The organism is Bradyrhizobium sp. Kon56, from assembly GCF_055807635.1.
In genome coordinates, this window is sequence record NZ_JBVVOU010000036.1 from 12,930 (window position 1) to 29,471 (window position 16,542).

At 56.7% G+C, this 16,542-nt stretch carries 9 protein-coding genes, 1 pseudogene and 2 riboswitches; of the genes and pseudogenes, 5 read left to right on the plus strand and 5 right to left on the minus strand.

Going from position 1 to position 16,542, the window contains the following annotated elements; genetic code table 11:
- Positions 1–538: 538 nt before the first annotated feature.
- On the minus strand, positions 539–1,849 hold the full coding sequence (locus tag AC0L3B_RS33705; RefSeq protein ID WP_473381787.1) for an aspartate aminotransferase family protein: 1,311 nt from the start codon (positions 1,847–1,849) through the stop codon (positions 539–541).
- A 543-nt stretch (positions 1,850–2,392) separates the two neighbouring features.
- On the opposite strand from AC0L3B_RS33705, the gene AC0L3B_RS33710 reads away from it, so the two are divergent.
- The 3 genes from AC0L3B_RS33710 (at position 2,393) to AC0L3B_RS33720 (ending at position 4,988) form a co-directional block, all read left to right on the plus strand.
- The gene (locus tag AC0L3B_RS33710; protein WP_473381788.1) at positions 2,393–2,647 is read left to right on the plus strand and encodes a hypothetical protein; all 255 of its coding nucleotides are present in this window, start codon (positions 2,393–2,395) and stop codon (positions 2,645–2,647) included.
- A gap of 186 nt (positions 2,648–2,833) precedes the next feature.
- Positions 2,834–3,781, plus strand: a complete 948-nt coding sequence (locus AC0L3B_RS33715; protein ID WP_473381789.1) for an aminotransferase class IV — start codon at positions 2,834–2,836, stop codon at positions 3,779–3,781.
- Positions 3,782–3,794: 13 nt separating this feature from the next.
- Entirely contained in the window at positions 3,795–4,988 is a 1,194-nt protein-coding gene (locus AC0L3B_RS33720; protein WP_473381790.1) for a glycine C-acetyltransferase, read from the plus strand.
- Positions 4,989–6,113: 1,125 nt separating this feature from the next.
- Here AC0L3B_RS33720 and AC0L3B_RS33725 read toward each other — a convergent pair.
- The 4 genes and pseudogenes from AC0L3B_RS33725 to AC0L3B_RS33740 all read right to left on the minus strand — a co-directional run bounded on the left by AC0L3B_RS33725 (position 6,114) and on the right by AC0L3B_RS33740 (position 12,497).
- Positions 6,114–8,185: pseudogene (locus tag AC0L3B_RS33725) on the minus strand (acetate--CoA ligase family protein).
- Positions 8,186–8,700: 515 nt separating this feature from the next.
- Positions 8,701–9,870: a M20 aminoacylase family protein gene (locus AC0L3B_RS33730; RefSeq protein WP_473381791.1), complete on the minus strand. Its 1,170-nt coding sequence runs from the start codon at positions 9,868–9,870 to the stop codon at positions 8,701–8,703.
- A gap of 382 nt (positions 9,871–10,252) precedes the next feature.
- Positions 10,253–11,476, minus strand: a complete 1,224-nt coding sequence (locus AC0L3B_RS33735) for a M24 family metallopeptidase (RefSeq protein WP_473381792.1) — start codon at positions 11,474–11,476, stop codon at positions 10,253–10,255.
- An 85-nt stretch (positions 11,477–11,561) separates the two neighbouring features.
- Entirely contained in the window at positions 11,562–12,497 is a 936-nt protein-coding gene (locus AC0L3B_RS33740; RefSeq protein WP_473381793.1) for a D-aminoacyl-tRNA deacylase, read from the minus strand.
- A 760-nt stretch (positions 12,498–13,257) separates the two neighbouring features.
- Positions 13,258–13,355, plus strand: a riboswitch (glycine riboswitch).
- A 3-nt stretch (positions 13,356–13,358) separates the two neighbouring features.
- A riboswitch (glycine riboswitch) is annotated at positions 13,359–13,446 on the plus strand.
- A 63-nt stretch (positions 13,447–13,509) separates the two neighbouring features.
- Here AC0L3B_RS33740 and AC0L3B_RS33745 point away from each other — a divergent pair.
- Both AC0L3B_RS33745 and AC0L3B_RS33750 read left to right on the plus strand, forming a co-directional pair.
- Positions 13,510–14,760 carry a D-amino acid dehydrogenase gene (locus tag AC0L3B_RS33745; RefSeq protein WP_473381794.1) on the plus strand — a complete coding sequence of 417 codons (1,251 nt, stop codon included), beginning with the start codon at positions 13,510–13,512 and terminating at the stop codon, positions 14,758–14,760.
- Positions 14,761–15,385: 625 nt separating this feature from the next.
- On the plus strand, positions 15,386–15,862 hold the full coding sequence (locus AC0L3B_RS33750) for an Lrp/AsnC family transcriptional regulator (RefSeq protein WP_279691997.1): 477 nt from the start codon (positions 15,386–15,388) through the stop codon (positions 15,860–15,862).
- Positions 15,863–16,542 lie beyond the last annotated feature (680 nt).

Here is a 16,542-nt window from a genome sequence, read left to right on the forward strand (position 1 = left end):
CAGGATATTCCGGCCGGCAATTGCCACCGCACCAGGGCGATAGATCGTGCGTTTCGCGTCCATGCTAAGTACGCACGCGTTCTTGATCAGGATGTCGCAAGTAATCGGTGCCATGACCCACCCTCGTGGTGCTTTCCTAAGTGACCTTGACATACTCAATATACCTAGCAGCGACAAGTAGTGATAAGCGCTCTTCGCGAGGACTCCAACCGAACAAGTTATTCATACGCATGCCGTCAGACCGCGATGTAGAGGAGCGCGTCATTTTTTGGGGGCCGACGGCCGATTTGGTCATCGCCTGCACTTGGGATTTCGCGCGGTTTGTCCGGGAGCATCCTCTCGAGGAATGGTATCATCGAAAAAATCGCGCCGCTGGCCGAACCAACACTTGGGGTGAACGGCTAGGCTCAATTGGCTCAGTCATCGCGCGGCGGAGCAATGGTTGCCTGGCGTAAAACGGGGCGGTCACCGGCTTCAGAACTGGCGACTTCACTGCGCACATTTGTCCCTGGCGGCCTTTTCTCTCGAGGCAAGCAGGTCAATGTGTGTAGGAGGCTGCGATCAACCTTCCATTCAACTCGAGAAAATCTTCGACTGCGCTTGCAAAGCCGTCGAGTTCGTTTGCGGTCATCGGCAGAGACAAGGTCAGCATGCCCCTGCGGGCCAGATATTGGCCACGCGCTAACATCTCCAGATGAAAGAAGGGCTTGGCATTCGGATCTTCGGTCTCCGTGTCCGCGATGGTGCGGATGTCGCCCTCACGGAAATGGATGTTCATCATCGAGCCGCCTCCAGTGAACTGTATGGGCAGCGCACGAGCATGCGCGATCCCGTTAAGCCTCGCCCGCAGCGCGTCGCCCATGGCGTTTAGATGCATGAGACGCTCGCTAGTCAGCACTTTTGCCGCAGCCATTGAAATGGCATTGTTGTTAAACGTGTCGGCATGGGCAAGGGCGTCTGGCCGATTTGGATCGTAGAGCGACATGATGTCCTCGCGCCCTCCAAAGGCGCCGAAGGAAGCTCCTCCGCCGAGGTACTTGCCGAGGGTTGTGAGGTCTGGCGTAATTTCGAGGGCGCCTTGGAGCCCACCGGGCGCAAGGCGAGAGCACATAACTTCGTCAAAGATGAGAATGACGCCATGCCGCTCGCAAGCGGCGCGAATTGCTGACAGGAATTCCCGGCTGGCCGGAATGCATCCCGCCGACCCCTGCAGCGGCTCGACGATCACCGCCGCGAGATCGCGCGCCTCCCGGTCAATCGCAGCCACGGTCTGCTCTATGTTGTTGTAAGTGCAGAGCACAAGCGGAAGAGGCGCGTTTTGAACTGAATCGCCAGATTTATAAAGCAATACTCCCCCGTGATAGCCTCCTCGAAATGCCATAATTCGCGAACGTTTGGTGAAGGCTCTGGCTGTCACCAACGCCATAAGATTCGCCTCAGTGCCCGAATTCGTGAACCGGATGCTTTCGACAGATGGGAAGCGCGAACACAGGGAAGCCGCCAAGTGCGCCTCGTTCTCGATGTGCCCGCCATGCACCCAGCCCGTTTCAATAGCCTGCTGAAGAGCTGCTTTGATCGTCGGCTCTGAGTGGCCGAACAGCCCCGCGCTGTATTCACCCAGAAAATCAACATAGTCATTGCCATCGAAATCCTGAACTCGACAGCCCGAGCTCGCCTTTACGACCAAGGGAAACGGCTTAAAGTACAGAACGGATCTTGTATTTCCCCCGGGCATGAATCGAGATGCGCGCTCCATATGAGCGCGGCTCAGGGGGTGTTGACTGGAATAGCGCTCTTCTGCGTCGGTCAGCGCGAGAGCGAGATCTAGGTTGTGCTTGATGTCGTCCATAGCGAGTGTTCCTTGTTCAGTTCAAGCCGCGAATATCTAATAGGTCGGTTAGTCTGCTATTGGGATCGCCCGCCTTGGGCGCCAACGAATGACGATCACGCGCGTCTTAGGGCGGGCACCCATCGCCAGAATGATTTTTTTAGTTCAGCCCGCTTCAGAAGACGATTGCGCCCAGCAGGCGAGGGCCGGTGCCAAGCCCGTTCTAGGTTCACGGCCTCCGCGTGCCCACCGAGAAGCCGGTCGTTATCGGCAACTTGCTCCTGGCGATGCCGTCGTTGCAATCGCGCGAGCGCCTTCAGGGCCCTGCAAACTCTGAGGGTGTGGAATCGGCAGGACTCCAGATGATCGACATCGGGCCTCATGCGTCACATACCCCTTTCCATTTCGTGAGCAGTGGAAAGCACGTGGCCCTCACATCATAGATATACTTTGTATATCTACCCTCTCTGTCACTTGTTTAGAGAAACCCGGCTTCGCCGCAGGCTGGCTATTTCGAACTAAAATCCTCCAGAGCCCCTTCGTGCCGCTTGAGGATCAACGGCCATGAAATTTGTGCTTCGCGCGCTGTCGTCGACCCTCGAAGCTCGTTCCGAGCCGCCCATCGATCTGGCTCGCATTGTGCGAAGCACCATCTTCAATGATTGGTCATTAGCTTCGACCGATACACACATTCCGTGTCATGAAATTCTCCAGATCTTGATCGTGCGACAGCAGGCGATCATCGGCATGGACGGGGTACTCAAGTCGCGTCTCGATCGTGTGAAAGCTTCACCTATTCCGTTCAGACGCAGAATTTAGGCCAGACGAGGTGCCACATCGGAGGAATGCGGCTCGTGGGGCTGCTAACGTCTAAACCTGACTAGGTTCAGTGGGCCGGCCGTGCCGAGCCTCGGCATCTTGATGGAGCACCATGTCCGAAATCCTTGTTTTCCCGAAGCAAGAATTCGTCGCTTGTCTCAACCCGCCCTATTGCAAATGACTCCGATGACAAACCCCTCAACTGTGCTTTCAGCAATCGATCAGCATCACATCGACCAACGCCGCTACCCTCATGGGGTCGCTTTCATGGATGGGCAGTACCTGCCGATGTCCGAGGCCAAGATCTCTGTGCTCGATTGGGGTCTGTTGCACTCAGACGCAACCTACGACACGGTGCACGTCTGGAACGGTCGGTTTTTCCGGTTGGATTTGCATCTTGACCGCTTTTTGGCAGGTGTCGAACGTCTTCGAATGAAGCTGCCTTACGACCGCGAGAAGATCGCGTCGATCCTCGAGCAGTGTGTTGCTTTGTCGGGCCACAAATCGGCTTACGTGGAGATGATCTGCACGCGCGGATCATCGCCGACATTCAGCCGTGATCCCCGTCAAGCAGAGAACCGCTTTATCGCATTTGCTGTGCCTTACGGCTCGGTTGCCAACAAGGAACAATTGGAAAGAGGCTTGCACGTCGCGATCAGCGAGACCGTCCGTATTCCGCCTAACTCAGTCGATCCCACGATCAAGAACTATCATTGGCTGGATCTCGTCAAGGGCCTTTTCGACGCCTACGACAAAGGCGCCGAGACGGCGCTTATCCTAGATACGAACGGGTATGTCGCGGAAGGGCCAGGCTTCAATGTGTTCCTTGTGAAGGATGGATCGTTGAGGACGCCGACTTTTGGGGTGTTGCCGGGTATCACGCGTCGGACCGTCCTCGATCTCTGTGCTGAGATCGGGCTAGCCGCCACTGCTGCCGATATCAGTCGTGACGACATCAAGAAGGCTGACGAGGTGTTTATCACCTCCACTGCCGGCGGCATTATGCCAGTGACGCGCATCGATGACACCACGATCTCTAAAGGGCAGGTGGGATCCATTACCCGCCGGCTCACGGATCTCTACTGGCAAAAGCACGCTGATCCCGCGTGGTCGACTGCTATAGTTTATGCTTGAATGGAAATGGAACATGCGCTCGCAACTTGGCCAGCGACTTCGCGACAATCTCGATGAGCTATCATCGCGAAAACTCCTGAAAGTCGAGCAAGAGATCGCCTCGCCCCAGTCGACGCATATACACCTGCGTGCACTTGGCGAGCGCGACCTCCTGAACATGTGCGCCAACAACTATCTTGGTCTCGCCAATCACCCAACCCTGGTGCGAGCCGCGCACGCGGGTCTCGAACGGCATGGTTTTGGAATGTCGTCGGTGCGATTCATTTGTGGGACACACTCAGTTCATCGAGCGCTTGAAAACAGGCTTTCGAGCTACGTTCGGACGGAAGACACGATCCTATTCGGTTCGTGCTTCGATGCGAACGCCGGACTGTTTGAGGCCCTGCTGGACGCTGATGATGCGGTAATCAGCGATAGCCTGAATCATGCGAGCATTATAGATGGGATTCGGCTCTGCAAAGCGAAGCGCTTTCGCTATGCGAATAATGATATGAGCGAACTAGAGCAGGCTCTTCAAGAGGCAAGTGCCTGCCGAACAGTGCTCGTCGTGACCGATGGCGTGTTTTCCATGGATGGCGCTGCGGCGAATCTGCCTGGGATCTGCAATCTTGCAAAACGTTATGGCGCCTTGGTCATGGTCGATGACTCCCACGCCGTGGGGTTTATCGGCCCAGAGGGGCGTGGAACGCCAGCGCGGTACGGTCTGGAAGATCAGATTGATATTCTTACCGGCACGCTCGGCAAAGCGCTTGGCGGCGCATCGGGAGGGTACGTCTCAGGCCGGGGTGAGATCATTTCCTGGTTGCGACAGCGTGCGCGCCCATACCTTTTTTCAAACTCACTGATGCCGGCGATCTGTGAGGCATCATTGGCTGCAATTGATTTGGCAGAAAAAGCAGACGATCTGAGGCACAATCTTTCTGCTCGCACCCGTCAGCTACGTCAAGGATTGAGCGATCTGGGATTTCAAGTCTTGGGCAGCGATCACCCAATTGTGCCCGTGATGACCGGGGATGCGGCAATCGCGGTCCAGATTGCTGAGTTTGTGCGTGCGCATGACGTTCTCGTCGTTCCGTTCTCCTACCCTGTTGTGCCGGAAGGTGCTGCGCGGATTCGCATGCAAGTAAGTGCCACGCATTCTGCAGACGACATGGAAAAAGTGATCAAGGCATTCCAATTAGCCAGGGCGCATGTTGTGAGGAGTTAGGCACGACAGGTTCAACAAACTGTCATTGGTTCGCGCCGCAGATCCCATCGAGGCAGGCGGCGCTGTGTTGGCCCATGCGGCATAGGCGCGGGTCGCTCCGAACCATTTCCGCTTGGCCAACTCGTGCATTTGACGTTCATCTACAAGGTCGTCGGGTGATAAGATTGGGATTGTGAGGTTATTCACTGAATTCACATCCGAATGGATCTCACCATCTCGCGAAACAGCACTTGATCACGCAAACCGGTGTGGTTTTGGCGGCACGCAGGTGGCTGTGGATCCCGGTTGCCCCACCCGAGCTTCCTCGATCGCAGATCAGCAATCTGCTCCCGGATTACAGGCACAAGCCGGCCATCCTGCGATCTGAGCCCGGCGCCTGTGACATCGACGAAGAACGCTGAAATCTGCACCTCTCTTCTGTTGCGCTCCCCCTCCACGGCCTCTCTCGTGTGTGAAGCGTTCTCGGCAATGCTACTGCGCCCCTTCCATGCCGATCTGCGAAGGCGCGGAGACTCTCAAGACGGTCTTCCTGAGCCATAGAGTACGTCGCCGTTGCAAGCTGTCGACGCTTCTCCCGGTTCAAGGTGTCTTGGGAGCTCAGGGACCCCGCCACACGCGCTATCTCCTTAATGGTAGCAAGCACAAGCGGTGGCCGGCTGGCGACCAGCCTCGCGACCTCCCACACGCGTTGCTCAAGCTTTTCCTTCGGAAGCGCCTGGCCAGTGGTGTGCCTCCCCCGGGTCCATCCAGCGACACGCGATCAGAAGCTCCAACGCAAGTGATTGGAATGCTGCTCTAGCGGTCTGGCCGAATCGAGATCAGCGAGTGGCAGCGCGAAATTCCGATGGCGAAGGAGGACGCATAGATCAAGCCCCACGAGAGCGCTCGTCGAATCGGCCGTCGACTGTCCTGCTGTTGACACAGGCGATCACCGGATTGTTCAGGTCGCGAAATTACCGCAGCGCATCGAAGCCCTCGAAGCCATAGACTCGCTGACGCGAATTGCCGCTGGAGCCTTGAGGTCTCGGCCGGCGAAGAAAGACTTGTCCCGACGGTCTTTACGATGGCGCGCCTCGGTCGAATATGACCTCAACGACAGCGGCTTTGGAGCAGGCGGTGACGACGTCAGCTCTTCTTCAGGCTGAGCAACGCATCAGCGATCCAGGCGCCCTTGCCTTGCTCACAGACGATCAGCGGATTGATGTCGAGCTCGTCGATCTCCCAGGCATTCTTCTGTACGAAGTCAGCAATGCCCGCGATGACATCAATCGCTACCGTGAGATCGGCTTTAGGCTTGCCGCGATAGCCTTCGAGCAATGGGTAGAATTTCAGGCCGCGCAGCGCGGCCTCGATATCGTCGTGTGTCACCGGGAGCATCAGTGTGACTGTATCCCGCATCAGCCCGACTAGCACTCCACCGCTGCCAAGCGTCATGACCGCGCCAAACATCGGATCCCGGGTGAAACCGACGATCAGTTCAGCAACACCGTCTCGTACCATGCGTTCGACATACAGGCCGGTGCCGAGCGGCAACAAATCATGTGCCGCCGCACCGACGGAATCGGCGTCCTTGAGATTCAGCCGTACCGCTCCGACTTCTGATTTATGGGGCACACCCAGCGCCTTCAGCGCTACCGGAAAGCCGAGTGATATGGATGAAGACACCGCTTCCGCCGCGGTACTGGCGCGCTCCCCTTTTGGGACCGGAAGACCGGCCTTGATCAGCCGCTCTTTGGCCTCGGCTTCGTTCGACGTCACTCGTTCGCTCCCATGGACCCCGGCAGAGATGGTGTCGATAGACTGAGGCAGTGGCGAACGCCAAGCCGAACCGATGAAGGCAGCTGCCTGGGCTGCGTCCATAGCTTCCGCAATTCCGAGGAGTGGTACTATGCCTCGCGTCATCAGACCGGCCGCGTACTCCTCAGGCAGGTTCTCAGGAAGTGAAGACACTATGGCGCCTTGCGCCTTGTTCGTCTTCAGCGCCGCCTCGAAGGCGCGTGAGATCGTCCAATAGGCGCTGGCGTCCGGGCACCGGTCCGGACGCGGAAAGTCGACCACGGCGATATTGAGATCGAAGCCACCCGACACCATCGCTGAGGAGGTAGCCGTCAACGCGGGCTCGTTGTTCCAGGTGAAGGTATTATAATCGAGCGGGTTGGCTACCGCCACCAATGGCCCGAGGTCGATTTCACATGCGCGCGGTGCTGGTCGGTCAGGCTGGGGAAATGCACAAGATGCCCTACAGTGCTGTCGGCCATGATCGAGGCGTCGCCACCCGAGTAGCTCATCGAGGACAAGCGGTAGCCAGACAGAGGTCCGGTGACGTGCAGAAGTTTTAGCGCCTCGATGAAGGTGGAAATAGAATTGATGCGGGCGATGCCGAGTCGCTTCAGGAAGGCGCCGGATGCGGCGTCGGCACCGGCAAGCGAAGCTGTATGCGACACCGTCGCCTGCCGCGCCTGCTCGGAACGGCCAACTTTCATCGCGATGATCGGCTTCTTCAACTCCCGCGCGCGCGTCGCCAGTCTTTCGAAGCCGATCACAGAATCGAAGCCTTTGATGTGCAGGCCAAGCGCGGTGACGCGATCGTCCTCGATCAGGCCAAGTGCTATTTCGGAAAGAGCGGTCTGGGCCTGGTTGCCCGCGGTCATCAGAAAAGCGATCGGCAAGCCACGCTTCAGCATTGACATGCTGAGGGCGATGGCGGACGACTGTGTGATGATGGCAACGCCACGGCCGCCCTCGCCGAGCCTATTACCGCCATGCTGGTCGGGCCACAAGAGCGCGCCGTCGGCATAGTTGATCAGGCCATAGCAGTTGGGGCCGATGATCGGCATCTTGCCGGCGGCGGCGACGAGCTCGACCTGCAACCGCTCGCCATACTCATCATAGGCTTCCGTTTCGCGAAAGCCGGAAGCATAGCAGATCGCGCTGCCGGCACCGCGTTCGGCCACCTGCTTGATCACCTCAATGGTGAGATGGCGGTTGACGCCGACCCAGGCAGCGTCAGGAGCATCGGGCAGTTCAGCCACCGAGCGGTAGGTCTTGCAGCCGGCAACCTCGTCCTTACTGGGATGCACGGGCCAGATCTCGCCGGTAAAGCCCATCTTGATCGATTGTGCGACGACGGCTGCCGCCTGCCGACCTCCAAATACGGCAATTGTTTTCGGACACAGAATTCGTTTCAGCCTACGCATTGATCGAGCTCCAAGCGGACACAGGACTGCGCCCCAAATAATCTCGTCCAGGATTTCCGCCGTGCTTGCGTGGGCACTTGACGGCGACGTCGCGCCAAATGCGCACCTTTGGCCGGTGGCCCACCGGGCGTAGCCGCATGGACTGGATCCAGGGAGAGCCCGCACGAGCTGACACGACGTCACCATGGGTCTTGCCATTGGGTAGACCTCCGGGCTGACATTCGACTCCCGAACCGACGCCCCCTTCTTGAGTTGAATGCTCATAACTGAGCCCCCAAACTGGACCAGGGGATGATCGTCGGAATCGCGAGCAATGTTTCTAACATGGTCAGAGTCAGCCTTCGCGCTGGTGCCGCCCTCTGTCTTACAAGCGCGAGCAGATTGCATCGGTTCTCTCCGGCCATAAATCGGCCTACGTGCGGATGATTTGCATCCTCGGCATTCAGCAGCGATCCCCAGCAAGCAGAGAATCGCTTCAACGCGCTCAAGCCGCCTTGCGGGCCTCAGATGGGTCGTCAGGCAGCCAGCAATGTCTCAACCAAATTCACCCAATAGCCGATGCCATAAGGCAAAGCTTCATCGTTGAAATCATATGCCGGGTTGTGCACACCAGCGGTCGGTCCATTTCCAATGAAAATCATAGCGCCTGGCCGGGCCTCGAGCATGTAGGCAAAGTCCTCGGCCCCCAGACGCGGCTTGATGTTCTCGTCCACGGAAGCGGATCCGACGAGACTGCGTGCCGCCCTGATCGCCAGATTGGTCTCCTGGGTATGGTTGAAGGTCACCGGGACGGACCGACGGTATTTAAAGTCGATATCCGCGCCAAATCCGCGCGCTATGCCTTGGGCTGCTGCCATGATCTGGCGCTCGGCGAAGTCTCGCAGGTTAGGAACATGAGTTCTGACAGTCCCAGCCATTTCGACGTGATCAGCAATGATGTTGTAGGCGTTAGCGGCATTCAACTTGGTCACGGAGATTACGAGGGAATCGATTGGATTCGTGTTGCGCGAGACCAAAATCTGTAGGCCGACGATGATCTGTGCCGCAATTACGACTGGATCGATGGTCTCATGCGGCTTGGCCGCATGACCGCCACGCCCCTTCACGACAATGTCAAAATCGTCCTGCGAGGCCATGATCGGCCCATCGCAAATGCTGAACGTGCCGACCTCGGTGCCCGGCGCGTTGTGCATCCCAAAGACTTTAGAGATGCTGAAACGGTCCATGATTCCTTCCCGGACCATTTTTAGGCCGCCAGAGGGAAGTTCGACTTCTTCCGCCGGTTGAAAAATCAGGGCGACGCAGCCCTTGAAATTGCGCGTCTTGGCGAGGTATTTGGCGGCACCCAGCAACATAGCGGTATGACCATCGTGCCCGCACGCGTGCATTTTGCCCGGTACTCTCGAGGACCACGGTTTGTTTGAGGCCTCAAGGATTGGCAGCGCATCCATGTCGGCTCTCAACCCGATTGTGGGACCGTCTCCCCCCTCCCCTTGAATCAATGCAACGATACCGGTTTCAGCTATGCCCGTTTCGATGTGATTGATGCCGAAGGAAGCCAGCTTCTCGGTCACGAACCTCGCCGTGTTATGTACCTGAAAGTCGAGCTCGGGATTCTCGTGAAGATAGCGTCGCCAGGCGGTTACCTCACGCTGCAGATCGCGGAACTGTTCAACGCTATGCATGTCAGACCTTAACTTACGAATCCATTACGATACGGCACCAGTCGTATGCGGCGGTGTCCCCGTGCACCACTCATCAAGCGGCCGCGAGCACTCTCTGCTGCAGGCGCTTGCGTCCTGACTTTTTGGAATGGAGAACGCGGCAAGTGACAATGTAGAAGTGTCATGGCTGGACGTCGCATCTATTGGGCGGGAGCCGTGTCGGCTTCTGCACCCTCGTCGTGAATCACAAATACTCAGCATTCACCGCCGGATTGCTGATATTCGACGCTCTCATGTGGCCATTGGGGTACAGGCGTAACACGCGAATAGGACGTCATGGCCGCTTGAGGCTTACGGCGAGAGCTCTGCATGCTCTTCCTTCCGCCGCGGGCTTTCTGTCTCTTTATTTGGCGACCACCGGTATGGTTCGAGAAGCACGAGAGGTGAGCAATTGCGAGCCAGCTTCGGTCACGACAACGACCTCTTCATGCAGCATCAGCTTCGGTGATCCGTCGAAATACGAAGGATAGGAGGTGCTTGGCTCAATATTAATGATCATGCCTGGCTTCAGTATCGTCTTATCGTCCGGTTGAACGGAAGGTAGCTCCGGCATCCATAAACCCATGGAGTGCCCCATTCGCCCGATGTTCGTGGCTTTACCGCGATTATTTGAGCCATTTAGCACGGCTGACATTGCGCTCCAGACATTACAGATCGGAATGCCAGGTTTAGCGGCGGCAATTCCCGCTTCTGTGGCATCCCAAACGACTTGATAGGCATCCTGGGTGTGCGGATCAGGTGCACCGAACGCAAAGTGTCGGTCGAAGTCGCTCCAATAAAAGTCGAATAGACAGCCCGCATCAATAAACAGCAGGTCTCCATCCGACAGAACTTTGTCGCTCGGGACACCGTAGGGCCGCGTATAGCCCCCGCGGCCAGAGACACCAACGATCTTGCTTGTCTTCTCGACACCGCGACTGAAGCATTCGGTCTCGAACAAGCGACACACCTCTCGTTCCGTCATACCCAGACGGAGCTTTGGTGTCAGATTCTCAAATGCCTCTGAAACAAGCCCGCATACAGTTCGAATTCGGTCGACCTCTAATGGAGACTTGATCATTCGCAATGGAGTGAAAATTGGATCCGCTGCATCGACAAACGTCCGAGGTTTGATCGCATCCGCAACGCGCAAGAAATCTCCCGCAGGGAAGCCAAGTCTACTCTCCGCGCCAAGCTCTATGCCGATTCTGGCGTGCTCTGGCAATAGTTCACGCAACGCTCCGGCAAGTGCTGACACACCCTCATCCTTCGGATTCGGACTAGGCCAGCTCCGGCATTTTTTTACCCAGGTTGTCTCTCTATAAAACTGGTCGATTCCCTCGGGAACGATCGCAACAGCTTCACCAGACGAAAGAATAAGAAGAAATCGCGGCCGAGTCGTCTGCTGCGGCGTCGTGCTAGGCTCACCAACGAGATATCGCAAGTTGTGTTCGGCCGTCACCAGAAGCGCGTCTATAGTATGCTCTTTCATCAAACGCCGCGCCCGCTCGACCCAGCCTTCGTATTCGATCCGGGGAAACGGATCGTACGGAATTGTCTTAATCGAACCAAAACCAATAGCGTTCATCGCTTTTCTCCAGAGAAATACGTCAAGCGCTGGGCGACCGATAGTTTACATGCTGGTCCGACAGCACATGACAGCTTTCGCGGGCTCATTCGATATCCTTTGAAAGAGCCGCCCGCAGTTTCTTGTGAGAGAGCATCGGGACACCGAGTTCCTCTGCAAGCAGGCGAGCAACACCTTTGAAAGGAGCTTTCAGCTTATCGTGGTACACGATGCCTTGAATCCCACCCACGATCGAATGCACGCAAGCTCTTAGATCGACCAAGCGACTTTCCTGGTCATAGCCGCCCGACACTAGCCAATGGTTTGGTAGGACATGACTTGCTGCTATCGGGGGTTCGTCTTGTGCCTGCAATATGGCGCTCGTAAAGCTTGGTTCGAAGTGAACGCCACCGATGCAAAGGACGGAGGTTACCGCTTCGTCCATGCGATCGAACGTTCGCAATAGCGAACGCGCCAGCACCCGAGCGGCACGAGAATTAGTCCAATCTGCTGGCGAGCTTCCGATCTCGATATCGATTGCAGAAGGCCGCAAGTCAGCGAGACGGGTACCAGCATCACCCGCCTTGACGCCCGACCAATGAGTCGCTTCCAGGTAAGTGCGAAAGTCGGCAAGACCCGACGTGACGCGCTCGGCTTCGATGGCTAGAAGAAGGCCCCGAGTAATCCGGGGGTCGACTGCGCTGAAAGTCCCCGTCGCCAGGTCGCCGGTCGTTTGAACCGAGAAGATTGCGTTTTGTGCATTGGCCCCCTCGTGCCAATTCACGATTCCAATAACGTTGGCGTCACCGAAGCGTTCATTCAAGATTGGCGCGTAGCGCCCATAGTCGTTACTTACGACCTCGTTAGTGGGCACGATCGAAATCCTGGCGCCATGCAAGCCAGGAACCTCGAGTACGGAGTGCCCATCGAGCTCTAAACCCGTTCGAACAAGGGTGCATTCGGCCTTGAGGGCATCCAGAACGTGACCCGCAACCGGATCCCTTTCGTGATCGACGCAGAAGACGAAGACGGCATGTCTCACCGCGATTCTCCATCGAGTTCAACGCAGATCGAAAGCGTACGACATCTATCCTCAACTCGGCGCCCGCATCTTTTGGGCTTCATATGAAAACAGCATGCTATTTGAGCTGAGATCGTAGTTCGCAAGGCGCGACCAGGCGCTTGAGAGCCGATCAACCCCGGCCCGAACAGCCTCAGAATGGCGCCACGCGCGAGCTGAGTCTTGTGATCGGCTGGCGTCTTTGGCGAAGCAGCGCCGTGAAATCGCACAACTTGGAGATCGCGGGAGTTGATCGCCGAACTAGCAGAGAACCTCAGTTCGTCGCGCGCCAAGCCAGACTCAATTCTATCGCCAGACGCGAGAAACGTCGACGCCAGAACGCTGCAGAACCCTCGGTCGAGCAGAGCAAGCGAGTCAGGGGTGCAGCCGTCCATTTTGACTCGACGTTGAAAGAGATGCATGCCGCGCACAGCTTTTGGAGAGTCCTACATCACCATGTATTTATTAGAGCTGCCCCACGCTCACATTGTGCGTTTTTTTGTTAAGATCGCAGTTTTGCTGCGTTCTGCAGCAACAGCTTGTTCAAAACCGGTGAGACATCCAGCGGATACGATCGTACATGCTAGGCCACCACAGCGATCTTAGCGGCAAACCAGCTGGTGATCGGACGGTTGGAAGAGCAACATTATCGAGCATCGCCTACGCCGCCGAATCTCGAGCTTCAACGATGCGTCATGGCTTGACATGTAGTGAGTACGTCTGAGACTGTTATCGTGTCTGACGATGGTGTGCGGGAGAGTGCGATGAGCCGACAGGCACATCGCCGCCGACGGAGCAACCCCCCAAGGAAACTCTCAGGCCCAGGACCGCACACCGAGGACGATCTGGAGAGAGGTGCCAGTCGGCACCCACCGAAGGGGACCGTTATCCACTAGGATTGCGGAGAAAGCTCTCAGGTGCACGGACAGATTTGGGGACGGAGTGATGGCGAAAGCCATTTCACCGTTCATTCATCCCTGTCTTGGAGCATACGATGAGCACGATCATCATTATCGGATCCGGTATCACCGGAGTTACAACGGCCTATGCCTTGGCCTGCCGCGGCTATTCGGTCAGTGTCTTTGACCGCCAGCGTTATCCCGCGATGGACACTTCGTTTGCCAATGGCGGTCAATTATCGGCAAGCAATGCCGAAGTCTGGAATAACGCCGCAACGATCGTAAAAGGCTTGAGGTGGATGCTGCGCAAGGACGCACCATTGCTGCTGAACCCAAGTCCCAGTTTTCACAAATATACTTGGCTCGCGGAGTTCGTAGGCCAGATTCGGCATTACCGTCGCAATACGATCGAAACGACAAAGCTGGCGATAGCGGCGCGGCAACATCTGTTTGAGCTTGCCGATCGGGAGAGCATCGCTTTCGACTTGGAGCGGCGAGGAATATTACACGTTTATTCGAGTAAGGCCGACTTCGATACGGCTTCTCGCGTGAATCAGTTGCTGCTCCAGGGCGGATTGGATCGTCGCCCCGTGACGCCCTCCGAAATGCTCGCGATAGAGCCAGCGCTGCGTGATCAGTATTACGGTGGTTTCTTTACCCCATCTGACTCAACGGGCGACATTCACAAGTTCACGCGTGGTCTCGCTGCGGCTTGCGAGCGAAGGGGCGTACGCTTCGTCTTTGGTGCAGAGATCTGCGGCATGCAAGCTGATCGAGACGGTGTGGTCGTACGATGGGAAGGAGGCCCTCTGAAGGAGGAACTTAAAGCTGAAAGAGCGGTGGTCTGCGCTGGGGTCGGCAGCCGACGCATTGCTTCAATGCTGGGGGACAAGATAAACATTTATCCCGTCAAGGGATACTCCATCACGGTCGAGCTCGGGGATGAAACGAGCCAAAAGGCTGCGCCCCGTGTCAGCCTGCTCGACGAGGCCACCAAGATCGTGACCAGCCGGTTAGGAGAAGATCGCTTCCGTGTCGCTGGGACCGCGGAGTTCAACGGCGAGAACCGCGACATCCGCTGGGACCGAATTAAGCCTCTGGTGCGCTGGGTAGAGCGGTCTTTTCCGGATGTGTCCACCGCGCAGGTGGTGCCATGGGCAGGCTTGCGTCCTATGACACCTAGCATGATGCCGAGGGTCGGCCGAGGTAAAAGGCCGAATATCTTCTACAACACCGGTCATGGTCACCTCGGCTGGACATTATCCGCTGTCACAGCTGAGATGGTCGCGGACGTCATTGCAACAGATGATAGTAAAACTCGGCTGAGCCGATCCGTGGCCTCATAGGCGTTTAGCCTTATCCAGCTCGCAAAACTATGCTCCTGGCGGCATCAAAGCCGGGGGCATATCGCTTGACAGCGCCACAGCAGGATCTTGCAGTATTATCCTACGAACACGTTACCCTCACCGGCTTACGACCCGAGAGCTTAATTGCTCAGACGAAGACCTCGATGAGCCACTTGGCGCCGTCGCCTTCAACAGCCTCCATGTGACGCAATCATCATCCGTATAACTGCTTACGGATTAATGCCAGGCAAGAGAGTAGCGGATCTCTGCATGACCGAGCAGAAAAATATCCCCAGCCAACGACCTTGTTGTTATCGACAAAGGGGCCCATCACACTCGAGGGCCGACGTCATACCGGCACCGAACGCCAGCGGATCGACGGCAACTCTTATTTCTATTTCGCCGCTCCCAAGCTGTGATCTTCGCGGTGCGTCGGAGTAGCAGGACCGCGGCCTTTCAAAGATCATTTTGCAAGTCACGCAGCGCATATTTGTTGAAATTGCCGACGGATCGACGATACTGGTGTCGTAATGATGTTTTTCGAAGAGATTTCCCAACTTCGAGACGTTTTTCTGCGCTAGGCACCGACTCGTTGCAGAATTTCCTCTCAAGCCCGGAGCCGGTTATGCAATACGACCGAATCGACGCTCACATCCTCGAGATTGTGCAAAAGAATAACCGTTTGACATCCGAGGCGATTGGCGAACTGGCCGGGCTTTCTGCTACCGCGTGTCAACGCAGACTAAAGAGGCTTCGCTCGGACGGCATCATCGAGGCCGACGTTTCCATCGTCTCGGCGAAGGCGGTAGGGCGACCTATTCAGATGCTTGTGCTGGTGACCTTGGAGCGCGAGCGCTCGGACATAATTGACAGATTCAAAAAGGCTATCAAATCGTCAGTTGAAGTCGTCAATGGGTTTTACGTTACAGGCGATGCTGACTTTGTCTTGTACATTACCGCACGCACCATGGACGACTATGAGCAGTTCACCCGGCGATTCTTCCGTGAGAACCCTGATATCAAAGGCTTCAAGACGATGGTGGTAATGGACCGGGTAAAAGCCGGCTTTGCTATTCCAATCGAGGCTCCATCCGAGGATTGAAGCGTATCTCGCCAAGCGAATCTGCTTGTCCTCGTTTGTCCATCGCCAGATCAGGTAAGCGCACTGCCGCCGGGTACGCTACGAAGCGAGCGCAGACATTTGCGCAAGAGGTGCAATTCCCAACTCCAGCAGCTTCTCACCCAGATTCGCGGCGCTGGTTGTCTATCGCTTGAGCCTTGTGGCGCGAGCGAGCTGACTAACTCGATCGCGGAGGACCTGGCAACCGTTTACCGAACAGAGGGACCTCGCATAGCGCGCTTTTTCATCGCTCAATGCGCGGAAAATGCTGCAAACTGCCATATCGATCTTGTAGTGTATCGGCTAGTGAACCTTTTGCAGATCGGTTTAGCGGGTAGGACGTCCGCCTGCATGCGTTCAATTGTTGCTGCCTTTCCACTCTGACGAGACCATGCGAATCTCAAGAAATCGGCGGCGGTTCATCCGCGGCCCGGCTAACGCAGCAGCTCGCTTCCCACAGCCGGCCACGATAAAATCCACTATTCGGGATCAATACCTATCCCAGAGAATGCAGCCTCTGGCGCCATTAAGTGCGTGCCACATCTGGCCGAAGCCGCTGGCATGTCGCACGGAGTGACTAGGCAAGGGGCGGTGTCGTTGACGCTCACGCTTGCAGGGCAAGAATCAGATTCGCTCGCACCAAGCTGGACAACACCACAGCG

Coding starts and splice junctions, on each gene's coding strand:
- AC0L3B_RS33735 (WP_473381792.1), bottom strand. CDS start 11,476: ATGAACGCTATTGGTTTTGGTTCGATTAAGACAATTCCGTACGATCCG.
- AC0L3B_RS33745 (WP_473381794.1), top strand. CDS start 13,510: ATGAGCACGATCATCATTATCGGATCCGGTATCACCGGAGTTACAACG.
- AC0L3B_RS33715 (WP_473381789.1), top strand. CDS start 2,834: ATGACAAACCCCTCAACTGTGCTTTCAGCAATCGATCAGCATCACATC.
- AC0L3B_RS33750 (WP_279691997.1), top strand. CDS start 15,386: ATGCAATACGACCGAATCGACGCTCACATCCTCGAGATTGTGCAAAAG.
- AC0L3B_RS33720 (WP_473381790.1), top strand. CDS start 3,795: ATGCGCTCGCAACTTGGCCAGCGACTTCGCGACAATCTCGATGAGCTA.
- AC0L3B_RS33705 (WP_473381787.1), bottom strand. CDS start 1,849: ATGGACGACATCAAGCACAACCTAGATCTCGCTCTCGCGCTGACCGAC.
- AC0L3B_RS33710 (WP_473381788.1), top strand. CDS start 2,393: ATGAAATTTGTGCTTCGCGCGCTGTCGTCGACCCTCGAAGCTCGTTCC.
- AC0L3B_RS33730 (WP_473381791.1), bottom strand. CDS start 9,870: ATGCATAGCGTTGAACAGTTCCGCGATCTGCAGCGTGAGGTAACCGCC.